The sequence below is a fragment of the Vibrio sp. TRT 21S02 genome, from assembly GCF_050113675.1.
GTDB lineage: Bacteria > Pseudomonadota > Gammaproteobacteria > Enterobacterales > Vibrionaceae > Vibrio.
On sequence record NZ_JBNJOI010000003.1, the window covers coordinates 113,701 to 138,600 of the forward strand.

The 24,900-nt window shown below is 45.8% G+C and carries 14 protein-coding genes; 9 read left to right on the forward strand and 5 right to left on the reverse strand.

Translation table 11 applies throughout. The features are described 5' to 3' along the window. Window positions 1-25: 25 nt before the first annotated feature. The 4 genes from ACQEXU_RS04660 to gltB (ACQEXU_RS04675) all read right to left on the reverse strand — a co-directional run bounded on the left by ACQEXU_RS04660 (window position 26) and on the right by gltB (ACQEXU_RS04675) (window position 12,374). On the reverse strand, window positions 26-1,438 hold the full coding sequence (locus tag ACQEXU_RS04660; protein ID WP_009697616.1) for an FAD-dependent oxidoreductase: 1,413 nt from the start codon (window positions 1,436-1,438) through the stop codon (window positions 26-28). Between the two features lie 20 nt (window positions 1,439-1,458). Then, window positions 1,459-5,922: a glutamate synthase large subunit gene (gltB, locus tag ACQEXU_RS04665; protein ID WP_427009873.1), complete on the reverse strand. Its 4,464-nt coding sequence runs from the start codon at window positions 5,920-5,922 to the stop codon at window positions 1,459-1,461. Between the two features lie 432 nt (window positions 5,923-6,354). Beyond that, window positions 6,355-7,824 carry a glutamate synthase subunit beta gene (locus ACQEXU_RS04670; protein ID WP_427009874.1) on the reverse strand — a complete coding sequence of 490 codons (1,470 nt, stop codon included), beginning with the start codon at window positions 7,822-7,824 and terminating at the stop codon, window positions 6,355-6,357. Then, on the reverse strand, window positions 7,824-12,374 hold the full coding sequence (gltB, locus tag ACQEXU_RS04675) for a glutamate synthase large subunit (protein ID WP_427009875.1): 4,551 nt from the start codon (window positions 12,372-12,374) through the stop codon (window positions 7,824-7,826). The genes ACQEXU_RS04670 and gltB (ACQEXU_RS04675) overlap by 1 nt, the downstream gene beginning before the upstream one ends. A 551-nt stretch (window positions 12,375-12,925) precedes the next feature. Here gltB (ACQEXU_RS04675) and ACQEXU_RS04680 point away from each other — a divergent pair. The 4 genes from ACQEXU_RS04680 to ACQEXU_RS04695 all read left to right on the forward strand — a co-directional run bounded on the left by ACQEXU_RS04680 (window position 12,926) and on the right by ACQEXU_RS04695 (window position 18,557). Next, window positions 12,926-13,870: a TIGR01212 family radical SAM protein gene (locus tag ACQEXU_RS04680; RefSeq protein ID WP_427009876.1), complete on the forward strand. Its 945-nt coding sequence runs from the start codon at window positions 12,926-12,928 to the stop codon at window positions 13,868-13,870. Window positions 13,871-13,938: 68 nt separating this feature from the next. Then, window positions 13,939-15,684, forward strand: a complete 1,746-nt coding sequence (locus ACQEXU_RS04685) for a diguanylate cyclase domain-containing protein (protein WP_427009877.1) — start codon at window positions 13,939-13,941, stop codon at window positions 15,682-15,684. A gap of 81 nt (window positions 15,685-15,765) precedes the next feature. Beyond that, entirely contained in the window at window positions 15,766-18,105 is a 2,340-nt protein-coding gene (gene arcB / locus ACQEXU_RS04690) for an aerobic respiration two-component sensor histidine kinase ArcB (protein WP_427009878.1), read from the forward strand. A gap of 5 nt (window positions 18,106-18,110) precedes the next feature. Beyond that, complete coding sequence (locus ACQEXU_RS04695) at window positions 18,111-18,557, forward strand: hypothetical protein (protein WP_427009879.1); 447 nt, start codon at window positions 18,111-18,113, stop codon at window positions 18,555-18,557. 79 nt (window positions 18,558-18,636) lie between these two features. Here the strand turns inward: ACQEXU_RS04695 and tolC are convergent, their stop codons facing one another. Next, the gene (gene tolC / locus ACQEXU_RS04700) at window positions 18,637-19,980 is read right to left on the reverse strand and encodes an outer membrane channel protein TolC (protein ID WP_427009880.1); all 1,344 of its coding nucleotides are present in this window, start codon (window positions 19,978-19,980) and stop codon (window positions 18,637-18,639) included. Between the two features lie 237 nt (window positions 19,981-20,217). Between tolC and nudF the strand changes: the two genes are divergently transcribed. The 5 genes from nudF (at window position 20,218) to parE (ending at window position 24,897) form a co-directional block, all read left to right on the forward strand. Then, window positions 20,218-20,847: an ADP-ribose diphosphatase gene (gene nudF, locus ACQEXU_RS04705; protein ID WP_427009881.1), complete on the forward strand. Its 630-nt coding sequence runs from the start codon at window positions 20,218-20,220 to the stop codon at window positions 20,845-20,847. Further along, entirely contained in the window at window positions 20,835-21,275 is a 441-nt protein-coding gene (locus ACQEXU_RS04710) for a DUF1249 family protein (protein WP_427009882.1), read from the forward strand. The genes nudF and ACQEXU_RS04710 overlap by 13 nt, the downstream gene beginning before the upstream one ends. Before the next feature lie 14 nt (window positions 21,276-21,289). Then, on the forward strand, window positions 21,290-22,111 hold the full coding sequence (gene cpdA / locus ACQEXU_RS04715; protein WP_427009883.1) for a 3',5'-cyclic-AMP phosphodiesterase: 822 nt from the start codon (window positions 21,290-21,292) through the stop codon (window positions 22,109-22,111). Window positions 22,112-22,157: 46 nt separating this feature from the next. Further along, window positions 22,158-22,739, forward strand: coding sequence for an esterase YqiA (gene yqiA, locus ACQEXU_RS04720; protein ID WP_427009884.1), 582 nt, complete (start codon window positions 22,158-22,160; stop codon window positions 22,737-22,739). Window positions 22,740-23,016: 277 nt separating this feature from the next. Then, window positions 23,017-24,897, forward strand: coding sequence for a DNA topoisomerase IV subunit B (parE, locus tag ACQEXU_RS04725; RefSeq protein WP_427009885.1), 1,881 nt, complete (start codon window positions 23,017-23,019; stop codon window positions 24,895-24,897). Window positions 24,898-24,900: the final 3 nt, after the last annotated feature.

Here is a 24,900-nt window from a genome sequence, read left to right on the forward strand (position 1 = left end):
ATCCTTTTTGTGATGTTAGCTGTGATTAAACTTCGAGGTAATCGAGAATGCCTTCTGCCGCTTTTCGTCCTTCATCAATTGCAGTGACGACTAGATCAGAGCCTCGCACCGCATCGCCACCCGCGAAGATCTTTTCATTGCTGGTCTGGAATTGGAACTCTTGTTTCGCAGGGGCTTTGATACGACCCCATTGATCTAAATCGACATCAAACGGAGCTAACCAGTCCATTTTGTGTGGCTGGAAACCAAACGCCATGATCACGACGTCTGCCGGTAGAACGTGTTCGCTGCCTTCGACGGGCTCTGGACGGCGACGACCCGCTTCATCAGGCTCACCAAGAGCGGTTTTCACCACTTTGACACCCGAGACCTTACCTGACGCATCGACTTCAATTCCTAAAGGCTGAAGGTTGAACATAAACTTCACGCCTTCTTCTTTGGCGTTTTTCACCTCGCGGCGAGAGCCGGGCATATTAGCTTCATCACGACGGTAAGCACATACCACGTTTGACGCGCCTTGGCGAATAGAGGTACGAACACAGTCCATCGCGGTATCACCACCGCCGAGTACAACTACGCGCTGCTTTGCCATGTCGATAAAAGGTTGGTCGTGTTCCAAGCCCATGACCTTGTAAGTATTTGAAATCAAGAATGGCAGAGCGTCGTAAACACCCGGCGCACCTTCATTTTCTAGTCCCGCACGCATGTACTTGTAAGTACCAACCCCCAAAAAGACGGCATCGTACTCATCAAGCAGCTCTTGCATCTGCACATCTTTACCTACTTCGACATTCATCTGAAACTCTACGCCCATTTCGGTGAAGACGCGGCGGCGGTTTTCCATCACGCCTTTTTCAAGCTTGAACGAAGGGATACCGAAGGTCAGTAAGCCTCCAATTTCAGGGTAGCGGTCAAATACGACAGGTTTCACGCCATTGCGCACTAGGATATCGGCAGCAGCCAAGCCTGCTGGACCTGCACCAATGATGGCAACCTTTTTATCGGTCCACTCCACCTTAGACATGTCAGGCTTCCAGCCCATTTCGAAGGCTTTGTCGGTAATGTATTTTTCAACGTTACCTATAGTGACGGCGCCAAAGTCCTCATTGAGAGTACAAGAGCCCTCACATAGACGATCTTGCGGACACACTCGGCCACAAACTTCAGGCAAGCTGTTAGTTTGGTGCGATAGCTCTACGGCTTCGAGGATACGACCTTCATTGGCAAGCTTTAGCCATTGTGGGATGTAGTTGTGTACTGGGCACTTCCATTCACAATATGGGTTACCACAATCCAAGCAGCGATCCGCCTGCGCAGTCGCTTGTTGCTTGGTAAATGGTTCATAGATTTCAACGAATTCGATCTTACGAACTTTGATAGGCTTCTTCGCAGGATCTACGCGTTGAACATCGATAAATTGATAAACGTTCTGACTCATGATTCAAACATCCTCCATGATTACTGGGCTTGAACGCGCAGTTCTGCGGCACTGCGACTCTGGTGACCAAGTAGCGTGCGTAAGTCCGCCGCTTGTGGTTTCACCAAGTAGAACTTTGGAATCCATTCATCAAAGTTCGCCAAGATATCTTCTGCGTGGCTAGAGCCGGTTTCTTCAAGGTGTTCGGCAATCAGACCACGTAAGTGCTCTTGGTGGATGTAGAGATCCGATAGAGAAATCGCTTCAACAGACTCGTTGTTCACGCGACCTTGGAAGTCTTGGTTCTCATCCAATACATAAGCAAAACCGCCAGTCATGCCTGCGCCAAAGTTCACGCCTGTTGCGCCAAGAATGGCAACAATACCGCCGGTCATGTACTCACAAGCGTTATCGCCAGCGCCTTCAATAACGGCAATCGTACCTGAGTTACGTACGCCGAAACGCTCACCTGCTTTACCTGCCGCAAACAGTTTTCCGCCGGTCGCGCCGTACAGACAGGTGTTACCAATGATGGTCGCTTCATTACACTTAAATGCAGTGCCAAGGTGAGGTTTGATAACCACCTTACCGCCAGCCATGCCTTTACCTACGTAGTCGTTGGCATCACCAGTGAGGTAAAGCTCTACGCCACCCGCGTTCCAAACGCCAAATGACTGACCAGCAGTACCATCTAAATGCAGTTTGATTGGCGTCGCTGCCATGCCTTGGTTGCCGTAACGCTGAGCGATTTCACCTGATAGGCGAGCACCCACAGAACGGTCGGTGTTGATCACGTTGTAGAAGAAGCTAGCAGATTGACGTTTTTCAACCGCTTGTAGTGCGTCTTCGATGATCTTGTTGTTTAGCTCTGCTTTATCAAATGGTGTATTTGGTTGTGTCCAGTAAAGAGGGTGTCCTTCTGGAGAGACTGGTGCCTCGAGGATATTCGACAAATCCAGCTTGGTTTGTTTTGCTGTCAGGCCTTCAACGGTTTCCAACAAATCCGTGCGACCAATCAAGTCAGTCAGTTTTTCAACACCAAGTTCAGCGAGCAATCCGCGCACTTCGTCCGCCAGACCGATGAAGTAGTTCATCACCATTTCCGGTAGACCTTTGAAGTACTCTTTACGCAGCGTTTCGTCTTGAGTCGCGACTCCAGTAGCACAGTTGTTGAGGTGACAAATACGTAGGAACTTACAACCCATTGCCACCATTGGCGCAGTACCAAAACCGAAGCTTTCTGCACCGAGAATCGCCGCTTTCACCACGTCTAGACCAGTTTTTAGACCACCATCTACTTGTAGTCGGATCTTGTGGCGCAGACCATTAGCAACCAGTGCTTGTTGTGTCTCTGCCAATCCCAACTCCCAAGGGCTACCTGCGTATTTCACTGAAGTTAAAGGGCTTGCTGCGGTACCGCCGTCGTAACCCGAAATGGTAATGAGATCTGCGTAAGCTTTCGCGACACCTGTTGCGATGGTGCCGACGCCTGGTTCAGATACTAATTTCACCGAAACTAGTGCATTTGGATTGACTTGTTTTAGGTCGAAGATCAGCTGGGCTAAATCTTCAATCGAATAAATATCGTGGTGTGGAGGAGGAGAGATCAGAGTCACCCCCTGTACCGAATAACGCAGTTTTGCGATTTCTGCTGTGACTTTGTGTCCCGGTAACTGACCACCTTCGCCCGGCTTCGCACCCTGTGCCACCTTGATCTGCAGTACGTCAGCATTGGTTAGGTAGTGAGGTGTAACACCAAATCGACCTGAAGCAATCTGCTTGATACGCGAGTTACGCTCTGTACCGAAGCGACGTGGATCTTCACCACCTTCACCTGAGTTAGAGTAACCACCAAGGCGGTTCATCGCTGTTGCAAGTGCTTCGTGTGCTTCTGGGCTAAGTGCGCCAATGGACATTGCCGCAGAATCAAAGCGTTTGAAGAGCTCAGTGCTAGGCTCAATTTGCTCTAAAGGTAGCGGTGCGTCTGATTTTTTCAGCGACATTAAGTCTCGTAGCATCGCAACAGGGCGTAGGTTTACCTGCTTAGCAAAGCTCTGATAATCGTTGCTCTCACCTGATTTAACCGCAGTTTGCAGTGTGCCAACCACGTCTGGGTTGTAGGCGTGATATTCACCACCGTGGACGTATTTCAATAAGCCGCCATGCTCGATAGCTTTACGTTTCGCCCAAGCTTTACGAGAAAGGTTGTACAAATCTTGTTGGAAGTCGTCGAAGTTCGCGCCTTCAATACGAGTCGTCACGCCTTTAAAGCATAAGTCGACGACTTCTTGGCTCAAGCCAACCGCTTCAAACAATTGTGAGCAACGGTAAGAGGCGATGGTAGAAATACCCATTTTCGACATGATCTTGTATAGACCTTTATTGATGCCGTATTGGTAATTTTGCATCACATCGCGATAGTCTTTTTCTAGCGCTTTATCATCAATCAGCTTACCTAGTGCTTCATAAGCAAGGTATGGATAAACCGCTGTAGCACCAAAGCCAAGCAACACAGCAAATTGGTGTGGGTCACGAGCTGTTGCGGTCTCAACCACAATGTTGGCATCACAACGTAAGTTCGCATCGATCAAGCGAGTTTGAACCGCACCTACTGCCATAGCTGCAGGAATTGGTAGTTTGCCTTTGACCAAAGCGCGATCTGAAAGCACAACCAGAACTGTGCCTTCACGTACAACCTGTTCTGCTTGTTCACACAGGTCATCAATGGCTTGTTTGAGATCTTTCTGTTGTGGATCGTAGTTGATATCGAGAATGGTATTACGGTAGTGATCGTCACCAAGCTCAAGCAATTGCTGCATGTCTGAGTAAAGTAATACTGGCGAATCGAAGGTCACTCGGTAGGCGTGGCCATCGGTTTCACAGAAGACGTTCATCTCCTGACCAATACTGGTCGCCAGTGACATAACGTGTTTTTCACGCAATGGATCGATTGGCGGGTTAGTTACCTGAGCAAACTTTTGGCGGAAGTAATCCGTTACCAAGCGCTCTTTCGAGGAGAGAACGGCCATTGGGGTGTCATCACCCATGGAGCCGACCGCCTCTTGGCCCATATCACCAAGAACACGCAGTACTTGATCGACTTCTTCATTGCTCATGGCAAATTGCTTTTGATAAGTCTTGAGTAAGTCTTCATCAAAGCTGCGCTCACCCACTTGATCTTCAGGTAGCTGAGCAAAAGGGGTGAGTTTGCGAACGTTGTTTTCCATCCATTCGCGGTAAGGGTGGCGCGATTTCAGATCGTTATCGATTTCGCTAGACTGCCAAAGCTTACCCTTACGAGTATCGACAACCAGCAGTTCACCCGGACCAACACGGCCTTTCTCAGCAACTTCATCGGGAGCGTAATCCCAAATCCCTACCTCTGATGCCAGGGTGATAAATTTGTCTTTAGTAATCACATAACGTGCAGGGCGTAGACCATTACGGTCTAGGTTACAGGCAGCGTAACGGCCGTCGGACAATACGATACCTGCCGGACCATCCCATGGTTCCATGTGCTTGGAGTTGAAGTCGTAAAACGCTCGCAGATCTGGATCCATGTCTGGGTGATTCTGCCATGCTGGTGGCACAAGCATGCGCATGGCACGGAAGATATCCATACCGCCAGAAAGGAATAGATCCAACATATTATCCAAGCTGGAAGAATCTGAACCTGTTTCGTTCACAAATGGTGCTGCGGTTTGTAGGTCCGGCAGCAGTGGTGACGAGAACTTGTAAGCACGCGCACGCGCCCACTGTCGGTTACCTTCGATAGTGTTGATCTCACCATTATGTGCAAGGTAACGGAACGGTTGAGCCAGAGGCCAACGCGGTTGAGTATTGGTAGAAAAACGCTGGTGGAACAGGCAGATAGCAGATTCCATGCGTAGATCAGCAAGATCAAGATAGAAGCGCGGTAAGTCCGCAGGCATGCACAAGCCTTTGTACACCAAAACTTGTGTCGACAAGCTACAGATGTAGAAGTCAGGATCTTCTGTAATTTGTTTCTCGATGCGACGGCGTGCAATATAGAGGCGACGCTCAATGTCACGCTCGCGCCAACCTGCCGGAGCAGAGATAAAGACTTGCTGAATGTCTGGAAGTGAATCAGCAGCGATCGGACCGAGTACTTCTGAATTGGTTGGCACTTCACGCCAACCCGCAACAGTTAACGTCTCTTGTGCGAGTTCTTTGTTGACGATGTCCTTGGCGAGTTGAGCTTTCACCGGGGCTTGGTTGAAGAAAATCATCCCAACGGCGTATTGCTTGCCAAGGTTGAAGCCATTTTCTTCGGCGATAAGGCGTAAATAGGAATCGGGCTTTTGTAGAAGAAGACCGCAACCATCACCAGTTTTACCATCGGCGGCGATGCCACCACGGTGGGTCATGCGATCAAGTGCGGAAATTGCTGTACGTACCAGCTTGTGACTTTGCTCGCCTTCCATGTGCGCGATTAAGCCAAATCCACAGTTGTCTTTCTCAAGACTTGGATCATAAAGAGCCATTGCAATTCTCCCTTTGCTTATCTGTCATCCCGACAGATATACCAACACTGCTCAAGTTGATAATGATGACTAACTATGCGTCATAATTGCTTTATCTTGGTTTTTTATGCAATAAAGCTTTCTTAAAATATTAACAATTTTAGTCGTTTTATTTTTCATCGACTTCACAACGTATAGCTTATTATGAATTACGTCAAGTTTGTGGTGGAAAATCACGTCAATATGCGATTTACCACTTAATGAGCTGTAATTACATTTTAAATTCAGTTGGTTAGCTTTTGTGTGATTACATTTATGTAACATGAGTTGGTTGAGAAATAAAAAAAGGCCAGCACAATGTGCTGGCCAAGAGATAAAATTCGGAAGGAATGTTTATGTATTTTATCACTGAGGGTTAAAGAGCTTGGCTCGTCAGCCTTCAGCGATATTCAATTAAGCAGAAAGCATCAATGAATTTGCTTTTGCTTCTAGGTTTGTGCCACCCATTAGGTAATCATCGATAGCACGGGCACATTCACGGCCTTCATTGATACAACGAACGACTAGGGACTGACCTGTTCGCATATCACCAGCAGCAAATACACCTTCTTGGTTTGTAGCAAAATCTTGAGTTGCTACGTTACCGCGATCGTCTAGTGCGATATCCAGTTGAGCAAGTACGCCTGTTGGCTCAGGATGCAGGAAGCCCATCGCTAGAAATGCCATATCACATGGGATCACTCGCTCGCTGCCTTCTACTTCTTTGAAGCTTGGACGCTCGCCAGGTTTTGCATCTTGCCAAACGATATCAGCTAGACGAAGGCCCGTGACTTCACCTTTGTCATTGCCAATGAACTCTTTGGTTAGGATGTTCCAGTGACGATCAACGCCTTCTTCATGAGACGTCGAAGTACGTAGGATCATCGGGTACTGTGGCCATGGCATATTAGCTGGGCGTTTCTCTGGTGGAATCGGCATAATTTCAACCTGAGTGATGCTTGCTGCACCGTGGCGGTTTGATGTACCTACACAGTCAGAACCAGTATCACCACCACCGATAACGACAACATGTTTACCCGCGGCGTGAAGTTCTTCACCCTTAAGATCCATGTCGTTGGCACGGCGGTTGTTTTGACCTAGGAATTCCATTGCGAAGTGAACGCCTTTTAGTTCACGACCCGGAACTGGCAAATCACGAGGAACAGTTGAACCACCAGTCAGCAGAACCACATCGAATTCTTGACGCAGCTGCTGAGCATTCACATCAACACCAACATGTTGGTTAACTTTGAATTCAATACCCGCTTCTGCCATCAGGTTGATCTTACGATCAATCACGTCCATACCCAGTTTGAAATCTGGGATACCAAAACGTAGCAGACCGCCTACTTTCTCGTCTCGCTCGAATACCGTCACAGTATGACCAGCGCTGTTTAGTTGCTCAGCAGCCGCAAGGCCAGCAGGGCCCGAACCGATGATCGCAACGGTTTTGCCTGTGCGAGAGCGTGGTGTTTTTGGTTTGGCGTATCCTTCACGATATGCCGTTTCCACGATGGTTTTCTCGATATTACAGATAGTGATTGGATCTTGATTGATACCAAGGACACAAGCACTTTCACATGGAGCTGGGCAAACACGACCAGTGAACTCTGGGAAGTTATTGGTTGAGCTTAGAATGTTCCATGCTTCTTCCCAGCTATCACGATAAACTGCGTCGTTAAACTCTGGGATGATGTTACCGATAGGGCAGCCGTTATGACAAAACGGCACACCACAATCCATACAACGAGAAGCTTGAGTATTGATCTTGTCACCAAACTCCTCGTTCAGAACGAACTCTTTGTTGTTCTTGATGCGTTCAGCTGGGTCGATCTTCTGTGGTAGTTCACGACCATGCTCTAAAAATCCAGTAGGCTTACCCATTATACGGCCTCCGCTTGAGTTTCGTTTCCTTGAGACTGTGCTTCAGCTTTGCGTTTTTGAAGAACCGCTTTGTAGTCACGCGGCATTACCTTAACCATAGAGGCTAGGCTAGCTTCAAAGTTGTCTAGGAAAGACTGAGCGACTTCACTTCCTGTGAATTGAACATGCTTAGTTAGCATGTCGAGTAATAGATCTCTGTCTTCTTGCTCGATTGGATCTAGGTCTACTAGCTCTGGGTTCAGTTTCGACTCAAAGTCGCCTGATTTATCCCATACGTAAGCAACACCGCCACTCATACCTGCGGCAAAGTTACGACCTGTTGAACCAAGGATGATGGCAGCACCGCCAGTCATGTATTCACAACCGTGGTCACCGACGCCTTCTACTACGACTTTCGCGCCTGAGTTACGAACACAGAAACGTTCGCCAGCCATACCGCGAATGAAAGACTCACCCGAAGTTGCACCGTAGAAACACACGTTACCCACCACGATGTTGTCTTCCGCGACAATACTTGATTTTGCGTCTGGGTAAAGTACCAACGTACCGCCAGATAAGCCTTTACCCCAGTAGTCGTTCGCGTCGCCTTCCACTTCGAACTTCACGCCCTTAGCTAGGAATGCACCGAATGACTGACCCGCAGAACCTTTGAACTTCACGTTCATTGGTTGAGGTAGACCTGCATCTTTGTACACTTTCGATATTTCGTTCGACAACATGGTACCTGCAGAGCGGTCCGTGTTGACGATAGGGAATTCGGCATTCACCGCTTCGCCTTTCTCTAGAGCAGGAATTGCTGCTTGAATCAGCTTACGGTCTAGTACTTCTTCTAGGTTGTGGTTCTGCTCTGCTTGGTTGAATACGCCGTCGGCTTCGCGTGGCTGTTCAACGTGTAGAACAGGAGACAGATCTAGGTTCTTGTATTTCCAGTGAGAAACGTCTTGGCGAATCTTCAGCTTCTGACCTTGACCGACCATCTCATCGATAGTGCGGAAGCCAAGTTCAGCCATGATTTCACGCAGGCCTTGTGCCATGTATTGGAAGAAGGTTACGACGTCTTCTACGCGACCATCAAAGCGCTCACGAAGCGTCTTGTTCTGAGTTGCGATACCAACAGGACAGGTGTTCTTATGGCACTTACGCATCATGATACAACCTTCAACCACCAAGGCTGCGGTTGCCACGCCCCATTCTTCTGCACCAAGTAGTGTTGCCACTGCAAGGTCGCGAGGTGTCTTCATCTGACCATCCGCTTGAACCACGATACGGTTACGTAGACCGTTCTTCAGTAGCGTTTGGTGCGTTTCTGCCAAGCCAAGTTCCCAAGGAAGACCGGTATGGCGGATTGAAGACATTGGTGATGCGCCTGTACCGCCGTCAAAACCTGCGATAAGTACAACGTCCGCTTTCGCTTTAGCAACACCAGAAGCGATCGTACCTACGCCTGCTTCCGATACTAGCTTCACGTTCACACGACCCGCGCGGTTCGCGTTCTTCAAGTCGTAGATCAGCTGAGCCAAATCCTCGATTGAGTAGATATCGTGGTGTGGCGGTGGCGAGATAAGACCGACGCCCGGAGTTGAGTGACGTGTTGCACCGATCCAGTCATCTACTTTATCACCTGGTAGCTGACCACCTTCACCTGGTTTCGCACCTTGAGCCATCTTGATTTGCAGCTCATCAGCGTTGGTTAGGTAGTAAGAGGTAACGCCGAAACGACCTGAAGCCACCTGCTTGATCGCAGAGCGTTCCCAATCGCCGTTGTCTTTGCGCTCGAAACGCATTGGGTCTTCACCACCTTCACCAGAGTTCGATTTCGCGCCAAGGCGGTTCATCGCAACAGCCAGTGTGGAGTGTGCTTCGTAAGAAATAGAACCGAATGACATTGCACCGGTCGCGAAGCGTTTCACGATGCTTTCAATTGGCTCGACTTCGTCGATAGAGATAGAACCTGCTGGGTTTTTAATGAACTCAAGTTGGCTACGCAGAGTTACCGCGTTGTCACCTTGCTTATCTACTGCAGTCGCGTATTGCTTGAACTGATCGTAGTTCTTGTTGCGCGTAGACTCTTGCAGTAGAGAAATGGTTTCTGGGTTGAAGAGGTGTTTCTCACCACGCTGTTTCCACTGGTAAACACCGCCAACATCCAACATTTGAATTGGGATTTCGCGTTGTGGGTAACCGATGCGGTGACGGATCAGCACTTCTTTGGCGATATCATCAAGGGTGAGACCTTGGATACGAGAAACTGTACCTGTGAAGTATTTGTCGACCACTGATTTGTGGATGCCCAAGGCTTCGAAGATTTGCGCGCCGTGGTATGACTGTAGCGTTGAAATACCCATCTTCGAGAAGATCTTCAGAAGACCGCCATTGATCGCTTTACGGTAGTTGTTGAACAGATCGCGAGGGTTCGCTTCTGGATCCAACTTCTTCGTACGTTGAAGCTCAATGATGGTTTCAATTACTAGGTATGGGTTAACTGCGTTTGCACCGTAACCAAGTAGCGTTGCAAAGTGGTGCGTTTCACGCGCATCACCAGTTTCAACCACGATGTCACACTTCGCACGTAGACCTTTGCGGATCAAGTGGTGGTGCACTGCACCAACTGCCAGCATTGCTGGGATCGCCGCGTGGTTTGAGTTCACTGCACGGTCAGTTAGTAGGATGATTGAGTAACCATCGATAACTGCGTCTTCTGCGTATTGGCAGATACGTTTTAGTGCACGCTCAAGCTTGCCTTGATCTTCATTGGCTTGGAATACGATATCCAGCGTCTTCGCTTGTAGGTGCTCGTTATCGATCGCACGCAGTTTTTCAAGCTCTGAGTTCGCCAGAACAGGCGATTCCAATTCTACTTTCTGACAGTGAAGTGGTGTTTCAGTTAGAAGGTTTTGGTCTTTACCCAAGTAAGTGTTCAGCGACATAACCATACGCTCACGGATCGGGTCGATCGGTGGGTTAGTTACCTGTGCAAACAGCTGCTTGAAGTAGTTTGAAAGATGCTGAGACTGATGAGATAGAACCGCAAGAGGCCAGTCGGCACCCATTGCTGATAATGGCTCTTTCGCATCATTCGCCATTGGAACGATGATTTCGTTCACTTCTTCAGTACTCACTCCGAAAGCTTGTTGACGATGTAGCAAACGCTCTGGAGAAGGTTGGCTGAACTGGTTGCTCGCATCTGGTAGCTTCTTCAAGCTCAGTAGGTTTTCTTCTACCCACTTCTCGTAAGGCTGCGCTGTTGCGATGGTGTCTTTCACTTCTTCATCAGAGATGATGCGACCTTGCTCTAGGTCTGCAACGAAGATACGGCCTGGTTGTAGACGACCACGGAACTCTACGTTCTCTGGTTCAATATCCACAACACCAGATTCAGATGCCATCACTAGGAAGTTGTCTTTGGTCACTGTGTAGCGAGAAGGGCGCAGACCGTTACGGTCTAGCGTTGCACCAACTTGAACACCGTCAGTAAAACATACTGAAGCTGGACCATCCCATGGTTCCATGATGTTCGCGTGGTACTGGTAGAACGCGCGACGCTTAGGAGCCATGTTTTTGTTTTCTTGCCATGCTTCCGGGATCATCATCATCAATGCGTGTGGCAGGCTGCGACCAGAAAGAACTAGGAGCTCAAGTGCCATGTCAAAGTTAGATGAATCCGAGCTGCCTTCCTGACAGATTGGAAGAAGCATGTCGATTTCAGCTTGAGTAAACAGGTCTGATTCTATGATTGCCTCACGGGCTTTCATCCAGTTCAAGTTACCGCGAACTGTGTTGATTTCACCGTTGTGGGCAATGTAACGGAAAGGCTGTGCAAGACGCCATTTCGGGAAGGTATTGGTAGAGAAGCGAGAGTGTACCAGTGCCAGTGCGGTCACCATGGTCGGGTTTTGCAGATCAAGGAAGTACTGAGGTACTTGCTCGGTCGTTAACTGACCTTTGTACACCAATGTCTTGTAAGACATTGAGTTAATGTAGAAGTCGTCACCAATGTTCGAAACGCTTTCTAGGCAAACTCGCACTGTGTAGTTACGAAGTACGTACAGTTTTCGCTCTAGCTCTTCAGGTGTGATGCCAGGGCCACCAGAGATAAACACATGCTCAAACTGAGGCTCTGTGCTTAGTGGGTCTGCACCAATCATTGAGTTGTCGGTTGGCAAAACGCGGTAGCCGATGATCTCAAGATCTAAACGTTGTGCATTACGCTCAAGAATGTCACGGCATTGCTCGCGTTTATATTCGTCTTTCGGGAAAAGAACGACACCCACACCGTACTTTTCAAACGAAGGCAGTTTAATACCTAGTTTTACGGCTTCTTCTAGCAGAAATTCATGGGGCTTTTGAAGCAAGATACCCGCACCATCACCACTGCATGGGTCACAACCTTGACCACCTCGGTGTTCCATACGGGCAAGCATATCCAATGCTTGAGTCACTACTTCATGAGATTTACGGTTTTTTAGGTGAGCAACAAAACCGATACCACAAGCGTCATGCTCCAATTCAGGAGTGTATAAACCTTGTGAACTTTGCTCTCTATCTACCATAGATACATCCTTCCAGTTCAAGTAGACGCAATTTTCCAGACAGATCTATGCCGCTCGGGAAGTTCGTTACGCGTCTTGTCCTTTATAGTTATGAATCGCAACTGATCAGGGATTGATCAGCTTTGAGTCCTTTCCGTCTCTCACAGGAAAAGTTTTGTGAGAAAAACAATCCTTAGTGATATCCATTTTATTAGTGCCACTATTTAGTGGTTTGTATTGATGAAGGGTGGATATCGCCGACTTTTATACGCTAAATGTGTAATTAAAATCACAAATTTAAACAAAATCTGTAAGTATCCTACAATTTTGTTGGCTCAAAATGCAATCAAAAACTGGTGCTTGTTGCCCATTTTTTCCGCCTAAAAATGCATTTGCAATTAACAATTACGCAACATTGATGGTTTTTCTTTATGGTTTCTGAATGTTTATTGATATTTGTTAGGTCATGGAACAAGCGAAAGGAGTAGATTGACTGGTTTTCTCTTGCAGATTGGTAATTTTGTTACATTAATCGTAGTGAGATTTGTTTTTATTTGACGTGGTGAGCTTTTATGCAACTTCATGAGCTAGTTAATACCCTTGGACAAGATCTACAACGTCGCTATGGAGAGAAAGTCCATAAGTTAACACTTCATGGTGGTTTTAGTTGCCCAAACCGAGATGGCACCATTGGGCGTGGCGGATGCACTTTTTGTAATGTGGCTTCTTTTGCGGACGAAGAGGCTCAAGTTAAGAGTATTAACGAGCAATTGAAAGATCGTGCAGGCGAGATCCATCGAGCGAAGAAATATCTTGCCTACTTTCAAGCTTACACCAGTACCTACGCAGAAGTTCAGGTACTTAAGAACATGTATGAAGAAGCACTTAAGGCTGCGGATATTGTGGGCCTTTGTGTGGGCACTCGTCCTGATTGTGTACCTGATGCCGTATTAGACTTGTTATCGGATTACGTGAAGCAAGGTTATGAGATCTGGTTAGAACTGGGTCTTCAAACTGCCAATAACGGAACATTAAAACGTATCAATCGTGGTCATGATTTTGAGTGCTACGCCGAGATCACCAAGCGTGCTCGTGCTCTAGGAATCAAAGTATGTACTCATTTAATCGTGGGCTTACCGAAAGAAACTCATGATGACAATATCGAAACACTGCGCAAAGTCTTAGCGGTTGGCACGGATGGTATCAAGCTGCATGGTTTACATATTGTTGAAGGCAGTACGATGGCTAAAGCGTGGCGTGCAGGGAAGTTAGATGCGCCTGAACTTGAAGAGTATGTTGTGATTGCAAGCGAGATGATCCGCATGACTCCGGCGGATATTGTGTTTCATAGGGTTTCTTCTTCCGCACGTCGTCCAACGCTACTATCACCTATTTGGTGTGAAAATCGTTGGCTTGCAATGACAGAAATTGGTCGAGCATTAGATCGTGACGGAGCTCAAGGCTCATTAACTGAGCAAGTATTTGTCTACCAGAAACCTGAGTTAAAAGCAGATTAAACTGCAAGAAACTGATATCTTTTGTAATCTGTTTATAGGCAAGTCAAACGAGCAATAAGAGATAGCTGATGGAGTCGTTCGTATTCAAAGTGTGGGAATCTTTTGTTGCACACAGTTTTGATGTGGCTTTTTTTGTCTTATGTTCTCTCATTGTCATCTGGGTTTATGCCCGTTATCAACAACAATTAAATCGTTTTATTCTGGATTCACCGACCGCATTGATGCTTGTAGATAGTGAGTCAGGGAAGGTTTTTCTGGTAAGTGGCTACGCAATGCAGCTACTGGGAATAAGGCAAGTCGGTAAGGCTTATCTACTTCCTGCTTCAGTGCCTGAAGGCTTTTTTTCTTCGATATTAGCTAATTTCTCTGGTCAGTCATTTTCAGGTTATATGCAGAACTGGATGGTGACAGAAAACAGCAGTTTGGGAATTGAGCTTTCTGGCCGAAAGACACTGCATAGAGGAAAGCCAGCATGGCTTATCTATATTAAAACCTGCCAAACATCAGAATTTAATAAGCAAGAATTACAGACTTTATCTATTGCTCAAAGTGCTTTCGATAACCTTTCTGAGCTGATTTATATCAAAAATAACCAAGGTGAGTTGATTTCAACTAACCGAGCATTTGATCGTTTTTGGCGTGAACGAGAAGAAGAAGGGAGCGCTGAAATCAAAGGTGTCATGAAAGGTCGTGTTAGTAATCGGCGCTGGACAACAACTCCGGATGGGCGTAGCTGCTTACTCGAAACCTATCAAAGTATACTTATGTCTGCCGAGGGCGAGAAACTAGGGACGCTTGGCATCAGTCATGATGTGACTGACTGGCATCAAATGCAACAAAACCTGCGTGATGAGATGGAAAAGCGCAAAGATACCGAAGTAGCCTTGGCGCAGAGGGACACTATTCTTCAAAATATTCTAGAATCTAGCCCTGATTCTATCGGCATCTTTAATGAGAACTTAGTTTATCAAGCGTGTAATGAGCCATTTGTCAAAGCGCTTGGAATTGCTGATGTGAATGAGCTTATTGGTAAGCGTCTTCGGGATGTTGTCTCAGGAGAAATGTATCAACGTCTGTCTGAAACGGATAGCAAGGTGCTGCATGAAGGTAAGTCGTTACGTTATATCGACCGCGTGAAAGCGAGTGATGGCGGCTTTGTTTGGTATGACGTCGTGAAGTCGCCTTTCCGTGACCCAGCATCGGGCACTAATGGTGTATTGATCATGGCTCGTGATGTAACAGAGCGCTATCTAGCAGAGCAAAAGCTTGAGGAAGCGAACCAAGAGCTGGCAAGGTTAAGCTTTATCGACGGTCTGACTCAAATTGCCAATCGACGTAAATTTGATGAGCAACTGGCGATGCTATGGCATTTGCATGTACGAGAAAAAACACCATTGACGGTTATGCTATGTGATATCGACTTCTTCAAAGGATACAACGATCGGTACGGACACCAGAAAGGTGATGATGCGCTTATCAAAGTCGCAAATGTCTTTAAGAAAGTATTGTCTCGGTCGACAGACTGCGTTGCTCGTTATGGGGGAGAGGAGTTCGCCTTTTTGCTGCCCAATACAACATCAGAAGGTGCATTATTGGTGGCTAAGCGAATCCACTTGGAAATAGAGAACCTAGCAATAGAGCATTTGGCTTCCGATGTTTCGAGCCTACTGACGGTTAGCATTGGTATCGTAAGCTATGCACCTAAGCCTATCGACAATATGGAATCTATCGTTGCCCTTGCTGATAGCGCCCTTTATCAAGCTAAAGCAAATGGGCGAAATCAAACTTGCGTGCATCACACATCAGATAATTAGCCGCGTCTTGACAGTGTGGATGGTTACGTGTGGTGATCAAAACAGGTAGAATTTCTACTAGGTTATCGCACGGAGTTTTTGATGAAACCGATAAAAAATCTCGCACAGTATTATGTAGATTTACTCGTAAAGCTGGGTATTCTGCGTTTTTCTATTTTATTAGCTTTAGCTCTAGTGGCTTTAGCGGTTGTTGTGCAGGTCGGTATTACGTTGGTGCTAAGTGGCCACGTTGACGATATTGACATTGTTCGCTCGGTATTTTTTGGTTTGATCATTACTCCCTGGGCTGTTTATTTTCTCTCGGTTGTTGTTGATCAATTAGAGGAATCACGACAACGCCTTTCCAAACTGGTCTCAAAGCTCAAAGATATGCGCTCTCGGGATCAAGAACTAAACCATAAACTTCAACAAAACATTTCTAAACTGAATCAAGAAATTGAAGAGCGTATAAAAGCAGAAGAAGCACGTGAAGAAGCAATGAAAGACCTTGAAAATGAGGTTTATCAGCGCGAACGGACCCAATTGGAGCTCGCTGAACGTACTGCGTTATTACGATCATTCATCGATGCTTCTCCCGATCTGATTTACTACCGTAATGCGGATGGTGTTTTCTCCGGTTGTAACCGTGCAATGGAAGAATTGACTGGTAAAAAAGAGAGCCAATTAGTTGGGTTAACACCTTGGGATGTCTACAGCAAAGAAGTCGCGCAGCAGATCGTCGATACCGATCAACGCGTATTTTCTGACAACAAAGCACTGACTTACGAACAGTGGCTTGAGTACCCTGATAGCCGTAAAAGTTACTTTGAACTGCGAAAAGTGCCGTTCTATAGCAAAGAAGGCCGCCATCTCGGGTTGGTTGGTTTCGGTCGTGATATTACAGAACGCAAACGCCATGAAGAATCACTCGAAAAAGCCAGTAGAGATAAGACGACGTTTATTTCTACGATTAGTCACGAGCTTCGTACGCCACTCAATGGCATTGTAGGTTTGAGTCGGATGTTACTCGATACGCAAATGACCGCTGAACAGCGCAAGCATATGCAAACCATTAATGTCAGTGCAATTACGTTGGGTAATATTTTCAACGATATCATTGATATGGATAAATTTGATCGTCGCAAACTAGAGCTTTTACCTGAACCGTTGAACTTTGAGGAGTTTGTAGCAGAGATGGAGAGTATCTCTGCATTAATGGCGGAACAAAAAGGGCTTCGTTTCGATCTTGAAAGGTTAAGTGCGCTGCCAAGTGCAATTGAAGTGGATGCAACTCGCCTGCGTCAGGTGCTATGGAACCTAATTAGTAATGCTATGAAGTTTACTAAGGATGGGGGCGTTGTAATGACTGTGAGTGCCGAAGTCGAAGGTGAAATGGCCCATATCACAATGGAAGTGGAAGATACGGGTATTGGCATTCCTGAGTCGGAATTAGATAAGATTTTTGCCATGTATTATCAAGTGAAATCTGGCAAAGATAACTTACATGCAGTGGGGACTGGGATTGGTCTTGCTGTCTCAAAACAACTAATAAAAATGATGAAGGGCGATATCACGGTCAGCAGTGAAGAAGGCTTTGGTAGTACATTTACTGTGACCATCAGCGTTCCAACAGCTCAAGCTACTCAGCTTAATCAAACCTTAGTAACCGAGCAACCAAGCTTAAATATTTTTATGGTAGAAGATATTGAGTTAAACATTACCGTCGCTCGTTCACTGCTTGAAAGTTTGGGCCATTCGGTGTCTGTTGCAATGACAGGCGAGGAAGCGAAAGCTCAGTTTGATCCTAAATTGTATGATTTAGTGCTTTTAGACATCCAGCTTCCAGATATGACTGGGTTTGATGTTGCAGCGTATTATCGCGCTCAATATGAACAATTGCCTCCTCTTGTGGCCTTGACCGCAAATGTCCTTAAGAACAAAACTGAATACCTAGAAAAAGGAATGGATGATGCGATCAGTAAGCCTTTGTCTGTTATGGCTATTCAGGAAGTTATTACTAAGTTTTCTACCAAAGATCAAAGCAAATTACTCACACAAGAGTTTGTTGAAGAAAGTGAAGACCGCTCAGATGTGTATGCTCGTTTGCTGGATATCGACATGCTGGAGTCGTATGTGGGGATTGTTGGTGCTAAGCCCGTTCTGGAGAGCATCACGATGTTTGAAGATATGATGCCTGAGTATATTGAAGTATTGGACTCAAATATGACGGCTAAACACCAAGAAGGGATTGTATCCGAAGCCCACAAAATTAAAGGGGCTGCGGGTTCCATTGGTTTAAAGCGAATTCAGAGTGTCGCACAGAAAGCACAATCACCGGATCGCCCGGCATGGTGGAAGAATATCAACGATTGGGTTGAAGAAATCAAAAATGAATATCAAAACGACATAATAATATTGAAAGAGTGGCTAGCTCAAAGGTGAATTGAATGAAAAATATGATGTCTATTGCTCTCGGCAGTGCTTTGTTAATGGGGTGCACAAGTTCAGTACCCATGTGGGAACAAGAAAATCAAATTAGCGTTTCTGGGGTGACCATGACGTTAAATAGCCACCTTTGGGTCGATAATATGCCGATAATTGGTGAAGAGCAGAAAAGAGTCTTGCATGGCGCGCTATATATAGAATCACCTCAATTATTACCTGCAGAGTTGGATGTTAAAAGTGTCGTCATTCGGCAAGGGGAAGATGTTTGGATTGTCGATAATGAACTTCTCGAACTAAGAAACCACAATGAAAACCGTTGGGAGATTGCGTTTACATGGCAGTTAAGTGTCGATGAAGCTCAACCACTTGATATTGCGGTCTCATTTGATGGCTCTGTAGCAGAGCAGTGGCTTATTGAGAAAAATATAACGATTGAACAAGTACACTAAATCGATATTGTTTCTAGCAGAGATAAAAAAGCTTGCTCATAAGGAGCAAGCTTTTTTGTTTGATATGAAATTAGAAGGCTTAACCCGCTTTTAAACCAGTATCGATATCGAGGATATCTTGCTCGTTAAGGCTACCCACAGCCTGACGTAGCTGAAGAACACTTAAAATATAGTCGTAACGGGCATTGGATAGGCTTTTGTTTGCATCGTAAAGGCGACGAGTTGAGTCCAATACATCAACGATAGTACGTGTACCTACATCAAAACCGGCTTCTGTTGCTTCGAGCGCAGATCTTGCAGATACAACAGTTTGTTCGTAAGCACGAAGTGCACCGATAGAGGCACTAATGTTATTGTTGTACGCACGAACGTCTTTGACGACGCTACGGTATGTCTTTTCGAGATCTTGGCTTGCTGCAACGTATTCGTATTCTGCCTGTTTCGTTAATGAAGTCGTTTTACCACCGCTATAAATAGGGACGACTAAGTTTAAGCCAACGTTGAATTTAGTCATATTCATATCACCTGATGAGCTATTTTGATCATCGGTGTCTTGGTAGCCGTAACCACCATCTAAAGTAAGGTATGGTAGGTGGCCAGAGCTGGCTAGTGAGATATTATCACGAGCAATATCTTGGCTGATGCGAGCACTTAGGAGTGTTAGGTTTTTCTGTTGAGCATCTTCAACCAATGCTTCAATGGCTTCTTTGGTTTTGCTTGCAGAAAAACGCTTAGTATCCAGAGCGTTTAGCTCCGAGTGCTCTTGTCCTGTAATTTCACGTAAGCTCTCGTAACTATTAGTGAGCTTGTTTTTGGCAATGACTTCATCGGCTAATACGATATCGTACTGGGCTTGAGCGTCATGAACATCAGTGATAGCGGATAGACCTACTTCAAAGCGTTGCTTAGTTTGCTCTAGTTGGCGGGCCACAGCTGCTTTTTCTGCGCGAACAAAAACTAGGTTATCTTGTGCTCTAAGTACTTCAAAATATGCCTGAGCAGTACGTAAGATCAAAGACTGTTGCACGGCAGCATAAGCTGCGTCAGCTTGGCGGGCGCGTTTTTCCGCAGTGTCTAGAGCTATCCAACTAGAACGCTTATAGATTTCTTGAGAGAAAGTTAACCCAAGTTCCATATCGTTTGTATCGACATCTGTTTTTTGCTTGTGAGAGCTAAACATTGGAACACTTTCTCTTTCACCACGATTCAAGTCGTAACTTGCTGACAGGTTAATTTGAGGAAGAAGGGTACTGCGTGTAGAAGTTACCGCTTCAAAGGCTGCATCACGCTGCGCCGCTGCGCTAAGAAGCGTCGGATCATTGTCTTTCGCCTGAGTATAAACTTCACCCAGTGTGTCAGCTAAAGCTGATGTACTTAAGCTACCAAGAGCGGCACTAATAAATAGAGGAAGCAGTTTTTTCATGGATTCAAGTTCCTGCCAGAATAAGATGATAAGGATTGACTTCGAAAGAGTTTAACTCAATTTGGTGTTAATTCACTCAGAACTTTGCAAAATTTTACAGTGAGCGGCTCAGCCAAGCCTTACAAATGAGTCGCCGTTTAACAAAATATATAATAATTACATAAAAAGTTGAGCCACGTCCTTGGTGGTTTTTGTGATCTCTGAGTAAACTATATGATTCACTCAGAGAGGTGCCCAATGCAACAGTCTGACCAGCCACAAGCAAGCTTTACGAGTAAAGATTTAGAGATAATCTCAAAAGAGACACTGTTTAAAGGTTTTTTCAAGATGGTGAAGTACCGTTTTAAGCATCGATTGTTTAAAGGGGGATGGAGTCCATCGATTGAAAGAGAGATGTTTGAGCGTGGTCATGCTGCAGCAATGCTACCTTATGATCCTAATACTGACCAAGTTGTGATCATTGAGCAAATTCGGGTAGGAGCATTAGAGCATGAACACCCATGGCAGCTCGAGATCATTGCAGGCATTATTGATGATGGAGAGAGTGCTGAAGATGTTGTTCGGCGTGAGGCCATCGAAGAAGCGGGGATCTGTACAGGGCTGGTGGAAAAAATTACCTCTTATTATCCGTCTTCGGGTGGGTGTTCTGAAAAGTTAGAGGTTTACATTGGCGAAGTGGATGCGTCTAAAGCGCATGGCGTTCATGGTTTAGACTATGAAGGGGAGGACATTCGCGTTCAAGTGATTTCGAGACAACAAGCTTATCAATGGGTTGTTGAAGGGAAATTTGAGAATGGGGCCTCAATAATAGCTTTGCAATGGCTTGAGTTAAATTACCAACGATTACAATCACAATGGCAGAAATAGCAGTAAAAAAAACGTATCACGTCGATTTAGCGGAATTGATGCGTGTGTACGAAACAAATTATGCAAAATTAAACGCTTTGCTCCCATCGAGCCCAAGTGTTGGTGATGTACGTTGTTATCAAGCCGCAAGCATGTCTTATCAAATAGAAGTGGGCGAAGTCACAAAGTACACAACTTTGGTCGATATTTGTCAAAGCGATGACGTGCCAGTGTTTCCATTGCCAAAGATGTCTGTCAGGCTTTACCACGATGCGAGAGTGGCTGAAGTATGTAGCAGTGAGCATTTGAAAAGAGTTAAAGCGCGTTATGACTACCCAAATACCCAAATGGTCCAAAGAGATGAAAAGGCACAACTAAATCGCTTCTTAGGGGATTGGTTGTCATTTTGCCTAAGAAACGGAATTAGTCGAACGCCATTAAATATCTAGTCAGGTTTTATATTTTGAAGTTATCGTCAAGCTTAACAGACAAAAGCAGTATTAAGCTGTTGCAAATCACAGATACCCATCTGTTTGCTCCGGATGACGGGAGTTTATTGAGTGTGAATACTCAAGACAGTTTTCATGCGGTTGTTGATGCTATTGTGGAAAGTGGTTCTATTTTTGATGTTGTGTTGGCAACCGGAGATATATCCCAAGATCACAGTGAGGAATCGTATCAACGTTTTGAGAAGGGAATTGAACCACTTGAAAAGCCATGTTTGTGGTTACCGGGAAACCATGACTACAAGCCCAATATGGGAGCGATTCTGCCGTCTACACAAATTAAGCAATCTGAACATGTGTTACTCGGAGAACACTGGCAGGTAGTTTTGTTGGACTCTCAAGTCTCTGGTGTTCCTCATGGGCGTTTAAGCGATCAGCAGTTGCAACTACTTGATGAGAAACTAGAGCAATATTCTGAGCGTTATACCTTGGTCTTGTTACATCATCATCCTTTATTAGTTGGTAGTGCGTGGCTTGATCAGCACAGCTTAAAAGATGCAGACAACTTCTGGCAGATCATTGAAAAGTACAATAATGTGCGTGCGGTTTTATGTGGCCATATTCATCAAGATATGGATAAGTTGCACAACAACGTGAGAGTGATGGCTACGCCATCAACTTGCGTGCAGTTTAAGCCTAACTCTCAAAACTTTGCTTTGGATCGTCAATCGCCGGGTTGGCGAGAGATCGAGCTATATGAAGATGGAACAATTGTTACTGAGGTTAAACGCTTAGCAAATGGCTTGTTCTTACCGGATTTTAACTCAACAGGTTACTAAGCTTGTTAACTTTTCAAAATATTCACTTACTTAAACTTATGACGCTATGAAACCTTCTCTGCTTTTGTATATTCATGGATTTAACAGCTCTCCTCTGTCTGTGAAAGCAAATCAAATGAAAGAGTATTGTGAGCTGCATCGACCTGATATCAAGGTGGTTGTACCGCAATTACAATGTTTTCCGGCTGAAGCGGCACAATGTTTACTGAATATTGTCTCGAAATATAAAGATGACTTTAATATTGGTTTAGTTGGTAGCTCGTTGGGAGGATACCTTTCAACTTGGCTCAATGATAAATTTGGCTTTCGAGCGGTGGTAGTGAACCCGGCGGTTAAGCCATACGAGTTGTTGATTGACTACCTTGGTGAACAACAAAACCCATACACGCACGAAACTTATGAATTGCAACCAAAGCACATTGATGAATTGAAAGCTCTCGATGTGGGTCGAATTCAGACCCCTGAACATTTTTGGTTGCTACAACAAGAAGAAGATGAGGTTCTTGATTACCGTCAGGCGGTTGAAAAGTTCTCAGCTTCAAAGCAGACCGTTGAGGCTGGTGGTGATCATAGCTTTGTTGGGTTTGAACGTTATCGCCAGCAAATTATCGAGTTTTTACAACTATAAGCTTGCAACATAGTGGTGCTTAATTAAGCGACACCAATCTCTCATAATGCTTTTTTATTAGGCTTGTCATTGAGGGAGGAGTCATAATTTTGCTAGTTACTTACTTATCCCACTTGACATGAACATGTCTCTTCCAGACTATGTTTCCCCTAGACTATTGCAGTCAAGAACGCTGATAAAAGCAGCGTTTTTGTTAAATTTTTAGCCGAAATAATAATAAGCTTCATAATTCATCTGCAAAGTAACCGTTTCAATTTCTAGAACGATATTCCGTATTATGACTGAACAATATAATGCTGGAGCCATTGAGGTTCTTAATGGTTTAGAGCCAGTACGTCGCCGACCAGGGATGTATACGGATACAGCGCGCCCAAATCACTTGGGCCAAGAGGTTATCGATAACAGTGTCGATGAAGCGCTAGCCGGACATGCAACAAAGGTTCAAGTAATTCTTCATGCAGACCAATCATTAGAAGTGATTGATGATGGCCGTGGCATGCCTGTCGATATTCACCCTGAAGAGAAGGTATCAGGCGTTGAGCTGATTTTATGTAAACTTCATGCGGGTGGTAAATTTTCTAATAAAAACTACCAGTTTTCTGGTGGTCTACACGGTGTAGGTATTTCGGTAGTAAATGCGCTGTCTAAGCGTGTTGAAGTAACCGTTCGTCGTGACGGTCAAGTGTATGAGATTGCTTTTGAGCACGGTGATAAGGTTTCTGACCTAACGGTTACGGGCACATGTGGCCGTCGCAACCGTGGTACCAGCGTACACTTCTGGCCAGATGCAAAGTACTTTGATTCTGCAAACTTCTCGGTAACACGTTTGGTGAATAACCTACGTGCGAAAGCAGTACTTTGCCCGGGTCTAGAGATTACGTTTACCGATAAAGTAAACAATAAAGACTACAAATGGCACTACGAAGATGGTCTTAAAGACTATCTAGCGGAAGGTGTAAAAGGTTACCCAGTTCTACCTGAAGAACCATTTACTGGTGAATTCTCAGCTGAAACCGAAGCGGCAAACTGGGCGGTAATTTGGCAGCCAGAAGGCGGCGAGATGATCACGGAAAGTTACGTGAACCTTATCCCAACCGCACAAGGTGGTACGCACGTAAACGGTCTACGCCAAGGCTTGCTCGATGCAATGCGTGAGTTCTGTGAATTCCGTAACTTGTTGCCTCGTGGCGTGAAGCTAACGGGTGATGACGTTTTCGACCGTTGTTCTTACGTTCTGTCAGTTAAGATTCAAGACCCACAATTTGCTGGTCAAACCAAAGAGCGTTTGTCTTCTCGTCAAACGGCTGCCTTTGTCTCTGGTGTAGTAAAAGATGCATTCAGCCTATGGTTGAACGAAAAGCCACAACTGGCTGAGCAGTTAGCTGAAGTATGTATCGCGAATGCCCACCGTCGTATGCGCGCGAGCAAAAAGGTTGTGCGTAAGAAGGTCGCATCAGGTCCTGCATTGCCAGGCAAACTGACAGACTGTTCTGTACAAGACCTTAACCGCACCGAAATCTTCTTCGTGGAGGGTGACTCGGCGGGCGGTTCAGCTAAACAAGCACGTGATCGTGAATTCCAAGCGGTGATGCCACTGCGCGGTAAGATCCTAAACACGTGGGAAGTCTCTGCAGACCAAGTGCTTGCATCTCAAGAAGTGCACGATATCTCAGTTGCTTTGGGTATCGACCCAGACAGCGACAACCTAGACAGCCTTCGTTACGGTAAGATCTGTATCCTTGCCGATGCGGACTCGGACGGTTTGCACATCGCAACGCTATTGTGTGCACTATTCACGCGTCACTTCCGTGCGCTGGTTGAAGCTGGTCATATCTACGTCGCGATGCCGCCTCTGTACCGTATCGACTGTGGCAAAGAAGTATTCTATGCCCTAGACGATGACGAAAAAGATGGCGTACTAGAACGCTTGTCGAAGAAGAAAGCCAAAATCAACGTGCAACGATTCAAAGGGCTGGGTGAGATGAACCCACTTCAGTTGCGCGAAACGACCATGGATCCAAACACGCGTCGTCTGGTTCAGCTAACCATCGATGACTCAACGGCGACCATGGAAATGATGGACATGCTGCTTGGCAAAAAACGAGCAGATGATCGTCGTTCTTGGCTACAAAACAACGGCGATATGGCAGAGGTTTAACGG